Annotated in this window: 15 protein-coding genes and 2 tRNA genes; 12 read left to right on the forward strand and 5 right to left on the reverse strand. The window is 69.5% G+C overall.

The annotated features are described in order from the left end of the window. Nucleotides 1–19 precede the first annotated feature (19 nt). The 8 genes from B0F77_RS26555 to B0F77_RS26590 all read left to right on the forward strand — a co-directional run bounded on the left by B0F77_RS26555 (nt 20) and on the right by B0F77_RS26590 (nt 8533). Nucleotides 20–1072 carry a cobalt-precorrin-4/precorrin-4 C(11)-methyltransferase gene (locus B0F77_RS26555; protein WP_086665700.1) on the forward strand — a complete coding sequence of 351 codons (1053 nt, stop codon included), beginning with the start codon at nt 20–22 and terminating at the stop codon, nt 1070–1072. Further along, nucleotides 1072–1902 (forward strand): hypothetical protein, encoded by an 831-nt coding sequence (locus B0F77_RS26560; RefSeq protein WP_086665701.1) that lies wholly within the window; start codon nt 1072–1074, stop codon nt 1900–1902. Before B0F77_RS26555 ends, B0F77_RS26560 begins: the two co-directional genes overlap by 1 nt. Continuing rightward, on the forward strand, nt 1899–3155 hold the full coding sequence (locus tag B0F77_RS26565; protein ID WP_086665702.1) for a cobalamin biosynthesis protein: 1257 nt from the start codon (nt 1899–1901) through the stop codon (nt 3153–3155). Before B0F77_RS26560 ends, B0F77_RS26565 begins: the two co-directional genes overlap by 4 nt. 103 nt (nt 3156–3258) lie before the next feature. Continuing rightward, complete coding sequence (locus tag B0F77_RS26570) at nt 3259–4629, forward strand: M36 family metallopeptidase (protein ID WP_086665703.1); 1371 nt, start codon at nt 3259–3261, stop codon at nt 4627–4629. A gap of 124 nt (nt 4630–4753) precedes the next feature. Beyond that, nucleotides 4754–5527 carry a S1 family peptidase gene (locus tag B0F77_RS26575; RefSeq protein ID WP_086665704.1) on the forward strand — a complete coding sequence of 258 codons (774 nt, stop codon included), beginning with the start codon at nt 4754–4756 and terminating at the stop codon, nt 5525–5527. A gap of 44 nt (nt 5528–5571) precedes the next feature. Next, nucleotides 5572–6285 (forward strand): PIG-L deacetylase family protein, encoded by a 714-nt coding sequence (locus B0F77_RS26580; RefSeq protein ID WP_086665705.1) that lies wholly within the window; start codon nt 5572–5574, stop codon nt 6283–6285. Between the two features lie 51 nt (nt 6286–6336). Next, nucleotides 6337–7545: a uroporphyrinogen-III C-methyltransferase gene (gene cobA / locus B0F77_RS26585; RefSeq protein ID WP_086665706.1), complete on the forward strand. Its 1209-nt coding sequence runs from the start codon at nt 6337–6339 to the stop codon at nt 7543–7545. Nucleotides 7546–7669: 124 nt separating this feature from the next. Continuing rightward, on the forward strand, nt 7670–8533 hold the full coding sequence (locus B0F77_RS26590) for an RICIN domain-containing protein (protein WP_245848668.1): 864 nt from the start codon (nt 7670–7672) through the stop codon (nt 8531–8533). Here B0F77_RS26590 and B0F77_RS26595 read toward each other — a convergent pair. The 4 genes from B0F77_RS26595 to yaaA form a co-directional block, all read right to left on the reverse strand. Next, on the reverse strand, nt 8446–9675 hold the full coding sequence (locus B0F77_RS26595) for an MFS transporter (protein WP_086665708.1): 1230 nt from the start codon (nt 9673–9675) through the stop codon (nt 8446–8448). The genes B0F77_RS26590 and B0F77_RS26595 overlap by 88 nt on opposite strands. Before the next feature lie 67 nt (nt 9676–9742). Continuing rightward, complete coding sequence (locus tag B0F77_RS26600) at nt 9743–11296, reverse strand: DEAD/DEAH box helicase (protein ID WP_425435725.1); 1554 nt, start codon at nt 11294–11296, stop codon at nt 9743–9745. Nucleotides 11297–11521: 225 nt separating this feature from the next. Further along, complete coding sequence (locus tag B0F77_RS26605) at nt 11522–12490, reverse strand: serine protein kinase RIO (RefSeq protein ID WP_425435726.1); 969 nt, start codon at nt 12488–12490, stop codon at nt 11522–11524. A 212-nt stretch (nt 12491–12702) separates the two neighbouring features. Then, entirely contained in the window at nt 12703–13431 is a 729-nt protein-coding gene (gene yaaA, locus B0F77_RS26610) for a peroxide stress protein YaaA (protein WP_086665710.1), read from the reverse strand. A 60-nt stretch (nt 13432–13491) separates the two neighbouring features. Between yaaA and B0F77_RS26615 the strand changes: the two genes are divergently transcribed. The 3 genes from B0F77_RS26615 (at nt 13492) to B0F77_RS26625 (ending at nt 14997) form a co-directional block, all read left to right on the forward strand. After that, complete coding sequence (locus tag B0F77_RS26615; RefSeq protein WP_143466920.1) at nt 13492–14829, forward strand: hypothetical protein; 1338 nt, start codon at nt 13492–13494, stop codon at nt 14827–14829. A 16-nt stretch (nt 14830–14845) separates the two neighbouring features. Beyond that, nucleotides 14846–14918: transfer RNA gene (locus B0F77_RS26620), tRNA-Gln, on the forward strand. A gap of 6 nt (nt 14919–14924) precedes the next feature. Next, a tRNA-Lys gene (locus B0F77_RS26625) sits at nt 14925–14997 on the forward strand. Here the strand turns inward: B0F77_RS26625 and B0F77_RS26630 are convergent. Continuing rightward, complete coding sequence (locus B0F77_RS26630) at nt 14998–15753, reverse strand: SAM-dependent methyltransferase (RefSeq protein ID WP_086665712.1); 756 nt, start codon at nt 15751–15753, stop codon at nt 14998–15000. An 85-nt stretch (nt 15754–15838) separates the two neighbouring features. Between B0F77_RS26630 and B0F77_RS26635 the strand changes: the two genes are divergently transcribed. Next, nucleotides 15839–16304: GNAT family N-acetyltransferase (locus B0F77_RS26635; protein ID WP_158102829.1), on the forward strand; the 466-nt coding region annotated here is incomplete at its 3' end.

The following is a 16304-nucleotide window of genomic DNA, read 5'->3' on the forward strand; positions in this document are numbered from 1 at the left end:
AAACCCCTGTGGAGCTGTCGTGACGACGACCGGTCGGGTCTCCTTCGTCGGCGCTGGTCCCGGTGCCGCCGACCTCATCACTCTCCGAGGCGCGCGCCGCATCGCCGAAGCCGACGTCGTCATCTGGGCCCCCAGCGCCGTCGACGCCGAGTGCGTCCGCGAGCACGCCCGCGGCGACGCCGACCTGGTCGACTTCTCGCGCGTGACGCCTGAGGAGATCACGGACCTGTACCGCCGTGCCGCCGCGTCGCGCCAGGTCGTCGTGCGGCTGCACGCGGGCGACGCCGCCACTGGTGGCGGCGTGCAGGAGCAGCACGACCTGTGCGTGCGTCTCGGCCTCGAGGTCGAGGTCGTGCCGGGTGTCTCCGTCGTGGCCGCCGCCGCCGCGAAGATCGGCCGCGAGCTCACGCTGACCGAGGCGTCGTCGACCGTGCTGATCTCGCCCGAGAGCAGCGAGCTGGTCCGCGAGTTCGCCGCGCTGCAGACCACGATGGCCGCCACCGTCTCGGGCGCGCGCACCGGTCAGTTCGTCGAGAAGCTGCTGCAGGGCGGGTACCCGGCCGAGACGCCGGTCGTGGTGGCGTACAAGGTGAGCCAGGCCGACGAACTGGTCGTGCACACCACCATCGCCGAGCTGGAGTCGGTGGTGAAGCAGCACAAGCTGTACCGCCCGACGCTGTTCCTGGTCGGTGCCGCGGTGAAGGCGCCCACGCGCCGTGTTTCGGCCTCGGCGACGGCGTCGGTCGACGAGCCGCTCCGCGCCGCCCGCCCGACCCGTTGGTCACGCCGTGCCGCCTCCCGCATCGCGACCCGCGTCGACGAGCCCATCCCGGCCGCCGCGCCAGCTCCAGCTCCGGCTCCGGCATCCGCCGCCGAGTCGAACCCGGCGTGGACGGCGGTCGAGGAAATACAGCAGTCGGTTCGCAAGCCCGCCGAGGAGCCCGCGCCCAAGCCGAAGCTGACGGTGGTGGCGGCGGAGAAGCCGAAGCCGCCGACGGTCCGCGCCTCGACGGCCACGCCGAAGAAGAAACCGGCCGCCGCCCGTAAGCCCAAGCGCACCGCCGGAAACTGATGACAGTGCAGGCACTGCAGGCATTGCAGGAGGCAGCGGGCCGTCCCGTCGAGATCGTCGACGCCGCGGACGGTCTGCGTCCCGCGCTGAACGTGTGCCGCGCCCGCTCAGCCGTGATCGTGCGGCTGGCCGAGGGCATCGGTCCGGCCGAGATCGGCGCCGGCCTCGCGGGCTGGCGCCGCACGCTCATGGTGTCGGACTCCGGCGAACTGACCACTGTGGACCCACGTGACGCGGTGACCCGGCGCTGGACCGCGCCGGACGCCGTGTTGTGCCTGGCGGACAACGAGTTTCTGCGATCGAACGACGGCTGGGCGCTGCCGGACGAGGTGTTCGCGAGCCGCACGCACGTTCTCGGCGCCGAGGTCCGCGCGTTCGTGCTGGCCCGTCTCGCCCCACGTCCCGGCGTGCTGGTGTGGGACGTGCTGGCCGGTTCCGGTGCTGTGGGCGTGGAGTGCGCACGGCTGGGTGCCGCGGTGATCGCGGTCGAGCCCGATCCCGTGCAGTGCGTGCGGATCATCGCGAACGCCTCCGCGCACGGCGTCGACGTGCGGGTCGAGGAGGCCGAGCTGGACGCGCCGTCGTTGCCGCGCCCGGACGCGGTGTTCGTCGGCCGCGGTGAGATCACGGCGGTCAAGGCTTCGGCCGCGGTGTCCGCGCGCCGCGTGGTCGTCGCGACGGAGAGCGTGGACGAGATCGTGCCCGCCCGCGATGCGTTGCAGGCGGCCGGATACGAGGTGGAAGGCGTGCACTGGACCGCCTCACGCCTGCTGGACTCGGGGTTCGCTCCGGCGGTACCGGTGACCGTGCTGTGGGGAAGCAAGAAGTGATCGGTGTTTTCGCCGGCCCTGCCCAACGCGGTGACGCCGCCGAGCTCGCCGGTCTCCTGGGTGCCGACGCGGTCGTCCCGGACGGTCCGTTCAAACCCGCAGTCCACCAGCTCTGGCCACGCCTCACCGCCGCCATCCTGTTCCTCGACGCGGGCGCCGCGGTCCGGTTGATCGCGCCTCTGTTGCGGGACAAGCGATCCGGTCCCGCCGTGGTCTGCGTGGACCAGCACTTCGCGGTGGCGCTGGCCGGTGACGCGGACATGATCGCCCGCCAGGTCGCGGACCTGTTGGCCCGCACCGCCGTCGTGACCAGCGGCCCGTCGATCGACTCGGTGCTGGACGAGCTCGTCGAGCAGCTGGACGCCACCGCGGACGGCGATGTCGAGGCGTGCGTCGCCGCCATCGAGGCTGGTGAGAAGGTCGTGCTGCGCAACCCGTTGAGTTTCCCGCTGCCTGCTTTGCCGCCGAACGTCATCGCGGCGGGCGAGGACGCGACGTGGATGATCGTCGTCGACGACCGGGCCGCCGCGACCAAGGAGAACGTGCTGCGGATCGTGCCGCGCACGCTCGTCGTCGGGGTGGGGTCGACGCGCGGTTCGTCGGCCACGAGCGTGGGCGCGGCACTGGCCGAACTGGACGCTCAGGGCGGCCTGGATCTGCGCGCCATCAAGGCGTTCGCGACCGCGGACGCCAAGGCGGACGAACCCGGCATCGTGGACGCCGTGGAGGACTGGGGTTTCTGGCACGGCGACACCGCCGAGCTGCTGACGTTCCCGACCGCGGAGCTCGCCGAGATCGGCGTGCCGAACCCGAGTTCGGTGGTGCGCAACTCGATGGGCACCGCGAGCGTCGCGGAGGCCGCGGCAGTGCGCGGCGCACAGCTTCTCGGGCACGGCGCCCCGGTCGAGCTCGCGGCGGAGAAGTTCAAGCGGGACAACGTGACCGTGGCCGCGGCGCGGATGTTGCCACGCGGCCGGCTCGCCCTGATCGGACTCGGACCGGGCTCCGCGGAGGAACGCACACCCCGTGCGGAAGCGGAGATCCGGCGCGCGGCGTTCGTGGTCGGCACGCCCGAGGCGATCGAGTCCGTCGCGCCGATGTTGCGGCCCGGCACGGAGGTCCGGCACGAGGGCGCGAGCGATTTGGCTGCTCGTGGTGCGGCGGTCGCATTCGTCGCTTTCGGAATCGGGCCAACGTTGGACAATCCGGTCGAAGCCGACGTGATTGTTGTTCCCGGAATCCGGGATCGCTGAGGTTTTTCCTTCTTTCGTAGGGTCTCTGTCGAAGTTTTCTTGATTACCGTCGCCACGCACACGGCCCACCCCCTGCCTCGGGCCCGAAGCACTGGAGACCGACATGAGAGCCCGTCGTCTCGTTGCTGTCGCCTGCACCGCCGGCGTCGCACTGTCCCTGCTCGCGATCAACGCCCAGGCCGCGGCGCCGAAGGAAGGCCTGCGCCTGCTGACCGTCCGCGACTCGCTGACCGCCACGCACACCTGGTACGAGCAGACCTACGACGGAAAGCCCGTGCTGGGCGCCTACTACGTCGAGCACGTCGACAAGGCGACCGGTGTGAAGACCGTGGACGACGGCCGCATCGCCGTCGGCACGGTCGACGTGACGCCCGCCGTCACCGCCGAGGACGCCAAGACCAAGTCGGCCGGTGTGCCCGAAGGCGCGAACCTCAAGGTGCTGCCCGGCACCGGTCTCGTCTACGAGGTGATCTCCGACCAGGGCAAGGGATCCGAGCGCACGCTGGTGCACGCGGAGACCGGCGCGGTCGTGAAGTCGGAGAGCCTGGTCAAGCACGCGGACGGCACCGGCAAGGTGTTCAGCCCGAACCCCGTTGTCTCGCAGCAGAACCAGAACCTCAAGGACGCCAACGACGCCGACTCGGCCGTGCCCGCCGCGGCCTACAAGTCCGTCAAGGTGACCAATCTGGACAGTTCAGGCTTCCTCAGGGGCGACTACGCGTACGTCACGGGTGCCACGAGCAAGCTCGCCAAGAGCAGCACCCGCACGTTCGAGTACACCAGGCACAACCCGTTCTTCGAGCAGACCAACGCGTACTGGGGCATCACCGAGGCCCAGAAGTACATCCAGAGCCTCGGCTTCACGAACGTCAACAACGAGAAGCAGAAGTTCACCACGCTCGGCCTGACCGACGACAACTCGTTCTACGACCCGGGCAAGGACCAGATCACGTTCGGCACCGGTGGCGTCGACGACGCCGAGGACGTCGAGGTGGTGTGGCACGAGCTCGGCCACGCGATCCAGGACGCCCAGGTGCCGGGCTTCGGCTCGACCCTCGACGCCGGCTCGATCGGTGAGGGTTTCGGCGACTGGTGGGCGATGATCATGTCCTCGCGCGACTCGAAGGACACGACCACGACCCCGTTGGCGTGCATCATGGACTGGGACTCGACGTCCTACACGACCACGACGCCGCACTGCATCCGTCGCACCGACACCAACCTGACGGTGAGCCAGCGGCAGAACGAGGTGCACTTCGACGGCCAGATCTGGTCGCGCGCGTTGTTCGACATCTACCAGAAGTTCGGCCGCGACAAGGCCGCGAAGCTGGTGCTCGAGGCGCAGTTCAACTACTCGCCCTCGACGACGTTCAGCGCTGCCGCGGCGGCGACCGTCGCGACCGCCAAGGCGCTCTACGGTGACGCGGACGCTGCCACGGTGAAGGCCGCGTTCACGGCACGTGGAATCGCCTGAGTCAAAAGTCAAACCGCCCGTACCAGACAAGTGGCGGTTGTGCCGCTGAATCACCGCCCGTGACGCTGTGTGTGCTGCCGCTCTACACCCTGCACACACAGCGTCATCGGGAAGGACTGGCTACATGGCGAAAACCCTGCATCGCCTGATCGTGTCCGTCGTGGTGTCCGCTCTCGCGAGCATCTTCTTCGTGGCCCCGGCCGCCAACGCCGACGTCTCACCGATGATCGTCGGTGGCACGAGGGCGAGCACGTCGACGTACCCGTGGGTCGTCTACCTGGCGTCCACCGCCGGGTCGCAGTTCTGCGGAGGCACGCTCACCAAGGCCAACAAGGTCGTCACCGCCGCGCACTGCGTGAAGGGCCGCACGCCGGCCAGCACGCGCGTCGTGCACGGCCGTGACGACAAGCAGAGCACCGCGGGCACGGTCGCGAACGTGACCAAGATCTGGGTGCACCCGAGCTACACCACCGCGACCGCCGGCTACGACGTCGCCGTGCTGACGCTCGACCGCAACATCAACTCGGCCACCCTGCCGCTGGCCACGCCGTCCGACACCGCGCTCTACACGGCCGGCAACTCCGCGCTGATCCTCGGCTGGGGCACCACGTCCTCCGGCGGTTCCGCCTCGCGGTACCTGCTCCAGGCCAACGTGCCGCTGACCTCGGACGCGACCTGCAAGACCGCGTACTCGCAGTACAGCAACACCTCGATGGTGTGCGCGGGCTTCCCGCAGGGCGGCACCGACACCTGCCAGGGCGACTCCGGTGGCCCGCTGGTGTTCGGCGGCAAGCTCATCGGTGACACGTCCTGGGGCCGCGGCTGCGCCGGCGCGGGCTACCCCGGCGTGTACGGCCGCATCGCGCCGTACTACTCGGTGATCACCGCTCAGCTGTAACGACTCACTTGCCATGCCCGCAGGATCACGCGCATCCTGCGGGCATGGCTGATCTTGAAGCGATGCCTGAGGACTGGTCGAGCGCGTTGGTCGTCGTCGCGCACCCCGATGACATGGAGTACGGCGGTGCGGGCGCTATCGCGCGTTGGACCGCTCAAGGCAAGAAGATCGCGTACCTGCTCGCGTGCCGTGGCGAGGCCGGCATCGACACGATGAAACCGGCGGAATGCGGACCGTTGCGGGTCAACGAGCAGATCGCAGCCTGTGCGGCCGTCGGCGTCAACGTGGTCGAGTTCCTGGACCACCCTGACGGTCTCATCGAGTACGGCGTGCCGTTGCGGCGCGACATCGCGGCCGCCGTTCGCCGTCACAAGCCGGAGCTCGTGATCACCGGCAACTTCCGCGAGACCTGGCCGGGAGGCGGGGTGAACATGGCGGACCACATCGCGGTCGGGCGCGCTGCCGTCGACGCGGTGCGGGACGCGGCCAACCGGTGGATCTTCCGGGAACTGAGACTCGAACCGTGGAACGGCGTCAAGTACGTGGCGGCGGCGTCATCGCCGTTGGCCACTCACGCCGTGGACATCACCGACTCGTTCGACGCTTCGGTCGAATCGCTACGCGCGCACAAGGCGTATCTGGCTGCGCTGAGCGGGGACATGGCTGAGCCCGAGCCGTTCCTGCGGGGCATGGCGGAGGCGGTGGGACAGCGGTTCGGAGGCGTTCTGGCGACCTCTTTCGAGCTGCTTCGGCTGTGACCATGTTCCCTTCAACTGGACACGGCGTGTCGGGTGTGGATGCTTCTACGCATGCCCTTTGAACAGCACTACCTGGCCGGCCTCGACCTCCGGGGCCGGCGCGTCCTCGTGGTCGGCGGAGGCACGGTCGCCCAGCGCCGCCTGCCCCGCCTGATCGCGTCCGGCGCCGCCGTCGAGCTCGTGTCGCCGTCCGTCACGCCGTCCGTCCAGGGCATGGTCGATGCGGGGGAGCTGACATGGCACCAGCGGCGTTATGAGGCCGGCGACGTCGAGGGCGCGTGGTACGTGGTGGCGTGCACATCGAACGTCGAGGTGAACACGCAGATCGGCGAGGAAGCGCTTGCTGCCCGTGTGTTCTGCGTGCGCGCGGACATCGCCGTCGAGGGCACGGCCGTGACACCGGCAACGGGCACGCACGACGGGATGTTGATCGGTGTGCTCGCGGGTGGCGAACACCGTCGTTCCGCGTCGGTGCGCGACGGGCTGGTCGCGGCGTTGCGCGACGGCCGGATCGCGGACCAGGCCGCTCCGCCGGTCGGCGTCGCGCTGGTGGGCGGCGGTCCCGGTGACCCGGAGCTGATCACCGTGCAGGGCAAGCGTTTGCTGGCCCACGCGGACGTGGTCGTCGCCGACCGTCTGGCCCCGCGCGAGCTGCTGGAGGAACTGCCCGCGCACGTCGAGGTCGTGGACGCGGCGAAGATCCCGTACGGCCGTGCGGCCACGCAGGAGTTCATCAACCAGACGCTGATCGACCGCGCCAAGGAGGGGAAGTTCGTCGTCCGGTTGAAGGGCGGCGATCCCTACGTCTTCGGCCGCGGCTTCGAGGAACTGCTGGCGTGCGCGGAGGCCGGCATCCCGGTCACCGTCGTGCCGGGCGTGACGTCCGCGTTCGGTGTGCCCGCATTGGCCGGTGTGCCGGTAACGCACCGAGGCGTGGCGCACGAGGTGGTCGTCGTCTCTGGCCACGTTGCACCAGACGACCCGCGCTCTCTCGTGGACTGGTCCGCAATCGCACGCCTGCAGGGCACTGTCGTGCTGATGATGGCCGTCGAACGCGCCGGTGCGTTCGCCACGGCGTTGATGGAAGGCCGTCCTCCGACCACTCCTGTCGCCGTGATCCAGGAAGGCAGCACCGCCGCGCAGCGCGTCTTCCGGTCCACTTTGGACTCGCTGGCCGAAGACGTGAAGCGCTGGGAAGTGCGCCCGCCGGCGATCATCGTCGTGGGTCCGGTAGCGGGTATTGCTTCCGCAAATAGTTAGATAAGTTTCTTTACAAAAGCCGCTCGGCCGGTGGACTCTGCATGCACGCCGCCTAAGTCCACCGGTTCTCGCGGAGGCACGCATGAAACGCGCCCTGTCTGTGGCGGCAGGCATTTTGCTCATGATGTCCGGTTTGTTCGCTTCCTCACCCGCGAGCGCCGCACCCCAACAGGTCTTCTGGACCTTCTACGGCTGGTACGACAACACCCCGCCGGGCGGCGACATCGCCTACCCGAAGATCCACGACACCGCGGGCGGCAAGGGAACCTGGTCGGACCCGATCACCTTCGCGACGTCCAGCAAGGAAGCCAAGCCGGGCACGAAGATCTACTTCCCGCGCGTGAAGAAGTACTTCATCATGGAGGACTCCTGCTCCTCCTGTGAGCAGGACTGGAACGGCAACGGCCCCAACGGCGGCCCGAAGCTGTGGCACTTCGACGCGTGGGTCGGCGGCAAGGGCGGCAACGCCATGAACGCCATCGACTGCGAAGACGCGCTGACCAACTACCACGACGACGGCAAGCCCGTGATGGAGGAAACCATCCTCAACCCGCCGTCGAACCTGACCGTCGACCCCACGCCGATCTTCAACACACAGACCGGCGAGTGCTACGGCGGCGCCAAGCCCAAGACCACCAACGGCGAGTACAAGAACGTCTCGACCGGCAAGTGCCTCCAGGGCGGCGCCTCCGGCTCCCAGCTGACCACGGCCGTGTGCAACGGTTCCGCCGCACAGCAGTTCAAGTTCCACGGCGCGTTCATGGAACAGGGCTCGCCGCAGCAGTGCACGACGCTGTCCTCGGGCAAGGTGCTGCTGAAAAAGTGCGACGGCGGCCCGAACCAGCAGTGGTCGATCAACCCGAACAAGACCATCTCGGACATGCAGTACAACACCAAGTGCTACCGGGACGCCTCCGGGAAGGTGACCGCGGCGTCCTGCTCCGGTGACGTTGCCAAGTGGACGTTCAAGGCGGCAGCCAAGAAGTGAGTTCGTAACGGCTTCAGACTGAACAACCCGACCGCGGTGCGCAGCGTGATGGCGACGTACCAAGGCGCCAACAGTCCGAAGTGGTCCGCAGTCAGCCCGCCCAGCAGCGCGCCGACCGGCTGAACACCCCAGGTGATCAGGGTCTGCGCGCTGCTGACGCGGCCGAGCAGGTCCGTGGGCACCACCCGCTGCCTCATCGCCGCCGTGGCCACGCCCCACACCGCCGTGCAGAACGAACTCACCACCGCGAACACCGCAACCGTCGCAAGGTTGTGGGCGACCGTGGCAATCCCCAGCCACATCAACGGAATCATTACCACGGTCACCGCCACCGTGTGGCGATAGCCGGCAAGCAGCCGTTCGGCGAGCAACCCGCCCGCGACCCCACCACATGCGAGCGTGGCGAGAAACGCGCCGAACCCCGCGTTGGTCAGCCCGAGCCGTTGCTGGGCGAACAACACCAGCGTCGCCATCGTCATCGCGATGCACAGGTTCGTCGTCGCGGACACGACGGTGACAGCCCTCAACGCCTTGTGCTGCATCAGCCAGCGCAGGCCCTCGCTGGCCTTAGGTCGCGTTGGCGACGGTTCCTTGCGTTGGGTGCGCATGCACATGACCAGCATCGCGGCGATCGCGAACGTCAACGCGTTGACCCACAACGGCGCCGGCACCGCGATCGCGAACAGCAACCCACCCAACGGTGGCCCCGCGAACTGCAGCGCCACCGCCTGTGACGCGAACAACCGCCCGTTAGCCCGCTCCAGCAGGTGGTTCTCGACCGTGGCTTTGATGAGCGGCTGCCCCACCGCCCTCGGCACGGTCTCGGCGGTGCCGATCAGGAACGCCATCCCGTAGAGGAACGCGATGTGGGTGCTGTGAAAGGCGGCGAGCAGGGACATGAGCGCGCATTGGATCCAGAGGGCCGCGAGAAGCAGACGTCGGCCGTCATGGCGGTCCGCCGCGGCACCGGCCGGGAGCGCGGCGAGCAGCCAGGGCAGGGCGCCGAAGAAGCTGACGCCGGCGATCAGTTTCGGGTCCTGGGTGAAGGTCGTGGCCAGCAGGGGGAGCGCCGCCAGGAAGATGCCGTCTCCCAACGCCGAGACGGCGCTGCCGCTCCACAGCAGGTACCAGTTCCGCCCCATGCCGCACCGTACACACGGCGAAGGCCGCCTCCCCGCAGCGGGAAGCGGCCTTCAGCGTCGAACTAGATCAGTGCTGCGGTGCCCGGCGCGGACGACCCGCGCCACGCTCGGTCCGGCCGAAGGTACGGCCGCCCTCGGAACGCTCCGAGCGACGGGGGCCGCCGCGGAACTCGCCGCCCTCGGTGCGGCGGCCGGAACCGCCGCGGTACTCGCCGCGGCCGCTGCCGGCAGCCGGGGCGCCGAAACGGCGACCGCCGCTGCCGCCGCCGCGACGGGCCGGCTTCTCGCGTTCGATGATCGGCTCGCCGCTCGGGGTGCGGGCGCCGGTGATGCGGACCAGGTCGTCGTCGCCGGGGCGCACCTTCGTGCTCTCCGGACGGATGCCCGCGCGGGCGGCCATGCCCTGGACCGCGCGGCGCTGGTCGTGGGTGACCAGCGTGACGACCGTGCCGGACTGGCCGGCGCGGGCGGTGCGGCCTGCGCGGTGCAGGTAGTCCTTCGGGTCGGCCGGCGGGTCGACGTGGACGACCAGCGAGACGTCGTCGACGTGGATGCCGCGGGCGGCCACGTCGGTGGCGATCAGGACCGGCGTGGTGCCCTCGCGGAACTCGCCGAGCACTCGGGTGCGAGCGCTCTGGGCCTTGCCGCCGTGCAACGCGCCGGCGTGGACGCCGACCGAGCGCAGCTTCTTGGCCAGGCGGTCGACGTGGTGCTTGGTACGCACGAACATGATCGTGCGGCCCTCGCGCGCGGCCACCTCGGTCACCACGTTCTGCTTGTCCTCCGCGGACACGAACAGCAGGTGGTGGTCCATCGTCGTGACGCTCGCGGTGGCCGGGGCCACCGAGTGCGTCACCGGGTTGTGCAGGTACTGGCGGACCAGCTTGTCCACGTCGCCGTCGAGCGTCGCGGAGAACAGCAGGCGCTGCCCGTCCTGAGGGGTCAGGTCGAGGATCGCGCGGACCTGGGGCATGAAGCCCATGTCCGCCATCTGGTCGGCCTCGTCCAACGCGGTGATCTCGACCGAGCCGAGGTCACAGGTGCCCTGACGGACGTGGTCGGACAGCCGGCCCGGCGTGGCGATCAGCAGGTCGACGCCGCGGCGCAGGTGTTCGATCTGGCGCGGGAACGACGTGCCGCCGACGACGACGCGGCACCACAGGCCCAGCGAGCGGGCGTGCGGCGTGAGCGCCGTCTCCACCTGCATCGCGAGCTCGCGGGTCGGGACGAGGATCAGGCCGCGCGGCTTGTTCGGCATGGAGCGGCCGCTCGCGAGACGGGTCAGCATCGCGAGACCGAACGCCAGCGTCTTGCCGGAGCCGGTCTGACCGCGGCCGAGGATGTCGCGACCGGACATGGAGTCGGGAAGGGTGGCCGCCTGGATCGGGAACGGCTCGGTGATTTCGTTGGCGACGAGCGAGCGGATCAGCGCGTCGGCAAGGCCGAGTTCAGCGAACGAGGGCAGCGGGCCTTCCGGCAGCGTGCTCTCGAAGTGCTCGGCGACGATCGGTTCCTCGACCCGCTGCTGCGGACGCGAGGAATTGCCCTGGCGACCCGAGCGACGCCGCGGTGCCCTGCGGCTGTTGGAGCGCTCGGAACGACCTTCGGACATTGATGGCAAAACAAACCTCCGGGACATGGCACGTCTCGAGGCTGCCCCGCGCGCTACCGCGGTGCCGATCACAAGGACGGGCCCGGCGTGATGGTCACGCCGCTGATGAGTGGGTGGAAACACCGGTCAACGGCCGTCAAGCCTTCATCGGTGTACAGCACAGTCTAGCTGATCAATGGTGATGACCTGCGCGCCCGGCAGTGTCGTTGGACACGGCCGGACGCGCAAGGTGACTCACCCCATACCCGCCACGTCCAGCAGCGTTGCCACCAGCGCGGATGGGTCGGAGATCTCCGGCGGCAGGCCGCGCGAGGCGAACCAGCCGCTGACGTTGCGGACGTCGCGGTCGAGGAACTCGACGCCGCGAGGGTTCGCGACGAGGTCGACCACCTGCGGCAGGTCGATCATGATCAGCCTGCCCTCGTGAACCATCAGGTTGTACGCGGACAGGTCACCGTGGGTGAGGCCCGCCTCGGCGAGCGTCATCAACGTCGCGACCAGCTGGCGCCACAGGTCGAGCAACTCGTCCTCGTCCGGACGTGTCTGCGCGAGCCGCGGTGCCGCGTTGCCCTCGTCGTCACCGATGAACTCCAGCAGCAGCTCGGTGCCACTGCGCTGCACCGGATACGGCACGGATGCCCCGGCCTGCCACAGCCTGGCGAGCGCGGCGAACTCCGCGACCGCCCACTGCTCCGCGATCAGGTTGCGCCCGAACGAGGTGCGGTTCTGGATGGCCCGCAGTTCGCGGGACTTCTTCATCTTGCGCCCCTCCAGATACCCCGCGTCGCGGTGGAACATCCGGTGGTCGTTGCTGCGGTAGCGCTTGGCGGCGAGCAGGCACGCCTTCTCGCCCATCGCGCGTTCCAGCAGGAAGACGTCCGCCTCCTTGCCGGTCTTCACGATGCCCAGCTCGCGGTCCACCGCGGCCAGTTCGGTGACGAGCCAGCTCGGGTACGGCTTGGGGCCCTGGTCGGCGTCGCCCCACGTGGTCCAGCGATCGCCGTCCTCCGGGGTGTCCGCCGTGCTGAGCTGGTCCTCGCGCAGTCGCGAAATCCGCAGCTTCTCTTCTTCGGTCATGCGGCCGCGACGCGTGGGTTCCGCGTCGACGGCGTTCTTGTTGGTGCGCTTTCCCTTGCGCCGCATGGTTTCGTCGGCGCCATCGAAAGCAGACTCGTAGCGTTCGTAAAGATCGTGCTCGCGCACTGTGGGGTCTCCAGAAAAAAAGATGAAGGTGACCGCCCCACTGGCGCTCTGCGATCAAACGATGCTGATCAGGCGCGAAGGGCGGAGGACGGGGTCGCGTATGCGGTGCCACGTCCAAAGACAGGCTCTGACATCACGCACCTCCTCGTTCCTCACGCCGCACTTCGGCTGCGGTGAAGCTTGCCCGGCCGGCCGCCAGGCCCGCAACCGAATTAATCGGTGATCAGGTCGGCCGTCCTCGCGCCGGTCGGCACGATCTTGAGCCCGGCCTTCTGCGCGAGCTTGACCAGGCCTTTCAGGTCGCTCGGGTCCGTCCTGCTGGTCGCGATGGCGCGCGCGAGCAGACCCTTGTGGGCCTTGTTGAAGTGGCTGACGACCTTGCCCTCGCTCGTGATCACCCGGACGACGACGGCGTGCGGGATCTTCGCGAGGCTCGAATAGGCGCCTGAACGCAGGTCGACGATGAACTCGTCGGCGTCCTTCAAGACCGGCTCCAGCGCCGGCTTCCACAGCGTGCGCAGGCTGCCGTGGGACGGGAGCGTGCTGCCGCCGGACAACCGGTACGCGGGCACCGGGTCGCCGCCGCGGATCGCCCCGAACAGCGCCGATGCGACCACGAGCCGTTCGTAGGCCCGCTCCTTGTCGGCCTTCTTCAGCGACGGGAAGTCCAGGTTGTCGTAGAGCACGCCCGTGTAGCGCAGGAGCGCGGGCGTGGTTTCCGACGTGCGCAGTGCCGCGTTGCGGTGCACCTCGTCGACCTGACGCTCGGAGATGTCGAGCGCCTTGAGACTGGCGGGGACGTCCGCCGCGAGATCGGCCAGTGCCGACACGAGCTTGTCGCGGACCGGGTTGAGCTCGGGGAACGACAGCGCGTCGAGGTCGAGCGGCGCACCCTCGCCGCCGATCGCCTTGGTCTCCGACGGGGGAAGCAGCACCAGCACGGTTGGAAAGGGTAGGGCAACCCGCGAAAACCGCTGGACCTGCGTGGTGCTCTGGAATGCGTGGACGCATTGGACCGTCTCTACAGCTCGCTCGACGCACGGCTGCGCCCGGAGGACGTGGCCGCCCTCGTGCTGGAGGCACAGCCGTCGCTGACGCATCGCGAACGCGCTGTGCTCCGCGACGTCGCCACGCATGCCGGTCGATGGCACGGCTTCACCGGGATGAGCGACGACTACGCCCGCCCGGTCGGTGCCGCGCGCCAGGTGACCGCCGCCCGCTTCCTGTTCGGGGTGGACGGAGGTGACGTCGACGTCGACGACCCGATCTCCGTGCTGGAGTTCGCGGCGCTCGCCGGTGCGGAGATCAACTGGAACCCGGCCCGCACCGACTTCCTCACCGACCGGCTCAACCGCGAGGCACGCGCCTCGGCGGGCATCGAGCTGTCGAAGCGCCAGTACAACCGGCGTTTCCGCATGCTGCGCCGGTTGTCCGCGAAGGCAACGCGTCTGGAACGCGCGCGGAAGACGCGTCGCATGACGCTGCTGGCGGCGGCCGGGTTCGTCGGTGCCATCGACGCCGATCGGTTCCGTGCCGACCCGGACGCCGGGTGCTTCATCGCCTACTTCACGGCCCGGCGCAAGCTGCGCCGCGAGTTCACGCTCGCGGGCCGCGAGAACCCGTTCGACCAGGTCGCGGACCTGCTCTTCGCGCGCTGCACGGCGCGCGCCGGCACCGACTGGGCGATGATCGCGCTGGCCTGCCCGACGTGGGACGTCCTGCGCCGGCTGCGCCCCGACCAGCTCGGCGAGCTGCTGGGCCGGTGGTCCAGCGCGACCAGGTCGGTGGCGTCGTCGCTGGCCGAGCTGTGGCGGTCGTCCGAGATCGACAAGGCGACCATGATCGTGCGGCGCGGCGTGGACTCGTCGACCTGGAACGCCCTGGCCGGCGCCTACAACGCCGCGCGGGCGGGGTGGATCGCCTGCCTGCACGCCTCCGGGCTGACGTCGTTGATCGAGGACGCGTGGCCGGGCAAGGCGATGCGCGTGATGGCAGCGGACCTCGCTTTCTGGCACCAGGAGTCGGGAGGCAGCCTGCACGTGGACACGTCCGTGTGGTCGCGTCTGCCGTTGCCGTGGGACGTGCTCGACGGCACGACTCCGTGCACACGCGCCGATGTGGAGGCGGCGTGCCGTGAGCACCGCGTGGAGCCCGAGCGTTCCGGATGGACGGCACCGCGCACGCACCGCGGCATCGCACGCTTCCGCCCGACCCCGGAGCTCGTGCACGGCGTGGCGGTCACGGATCCGTTGTGGGCCATGGCGTTGCGTCGGGCACGGGTGTTCAGCGGCAAGCCGGTTGCCGGTGAGGTATTGGGTGGACAGGACGCTTTCGAGTGAGCAGGCTGTAGTGCGTTCGGCTGTAGTTCAGCGGTAGAACACCCGGCTCTGGGGCCGGGCGGACGCCGGTTCGAGCCCGGCCGGCCGAACGCCCTGAACACGTAGCTCAGTGGTAGAGCGCCCGGCTCTTAATCCGGGGGGACGCCGGTTCGAGCCCGGTCGTGTTCTCTACGGCGCCTGCAGCGTCACGTAGGCGAGGCCCATCGTGGCGCGCCACCCGCGCAGGCGGTAGGTGCGTGCCCGGTCGGCCTTGGCCCGGACGTCTCCGGCGTGCGGGGAGTCCGGGTTGGCGCGCAGCCAGCGTTCCCACGCGAGGGCGTGCCCGTTCTCGAACACGTCCCACTCGTCGAGGCTCGCCTGCTCCACCGCGAGCATCCGGTACCCGTGCGTGTGTGCGAGGTCCACCAGGTCGGCGAGCGAGCCGTACTGGTTGCGCGGGACCGGCATCGCGGCGAGCTGTTCGCCGGTCGGCTCGCGTTCCCAGAAGCCCTCGCCCAGCAACAGCCTCCCGCCTGTGCGGAGCAGCCCTTTCGCCGCCGTGAGCGCGTTCGCCGTGTGGTGCAACGGGTCTCCGCCCCACACCTGCGTGGCACCGTTGACGATGACCACGTCGGCCGGCCGATCCGGCTGCCACTGCGCCACGTCGGCCACTTGCAGGTCGACGCGTGAGGTGAGGCCTCGCGCCGCGGCATTGGCCTGGCCGTGTGCGATGGCGGCCGCGTCCAGGTCGACGCCCGTGCCGGTCGCTGTCGGCTCGGCCTCCAGCACTCGCAGCAGGAACTCCGCCCAGCCGCAGCCGACGTCGAGCACGTGCGCGCCCGCGAGCGGTTGCAGGGACTGGATGAGGCGGGCGGCTCGTTCTTTCGACAGCGGTCCGTGGAACGTGAGGTCCTCGTGCAGCGGCGCGATCTCAGGTGTCGTCATCGCACGCAGGATGGCGTTCGCGGCTTGGCAGGGCAACGCTTTATTCGGTTGTTGGCCCCATCACCTCCCCGTAGCTTCAGTTGTCGTGGAACTCGTGTGGCGCTCGCTCACGACAGCGGACATCCCTGTGGTGGCCGCGCTTCACCACGCGGCCGAGGCGGTCGACGACACCGGCGAGCTGTTGTCCGAAGAGGACTTCGCCGAGTCGTTCGCCGAAGCGGACCTGCCCGGCGGGTCGCTCGCCGTGCTCGTGGACGGCGTCCTCGCGGCATACGGCTTGGTCGTGTTGCGCGATGCCCCCGTGGACACGCACCGCGTTCGCCTGGACGGGGCGGTGCACCCGGAGTTCCGCCGCAACGGCATCGGCCGTGAATTGCTGCCGCGGCTCGTCGCCATGGCGCGCGAACTGCACACCGCACGCCACCCGGCCATGCCGATGGTCGCGTGCACCATGGCCGAGAGCCGTTCCACCGGCCACATCGCGTTGTGCGCCGAACTCGGCTTCAGCGCGGACCGCTACTTCCACGAACTGGAGGTGGCACTGGGCGAGT

Origin of the sequence: Lentzea kentuckyensis (genome assembly GCF_002150765.1) — a bacterium.
Lineage (GTDB): Bacteria > Actinomycetota > Actinomycetes > Mycobacteriales > Pseudonocardiaceae > Lentzea > Lentzea kentuckyensis.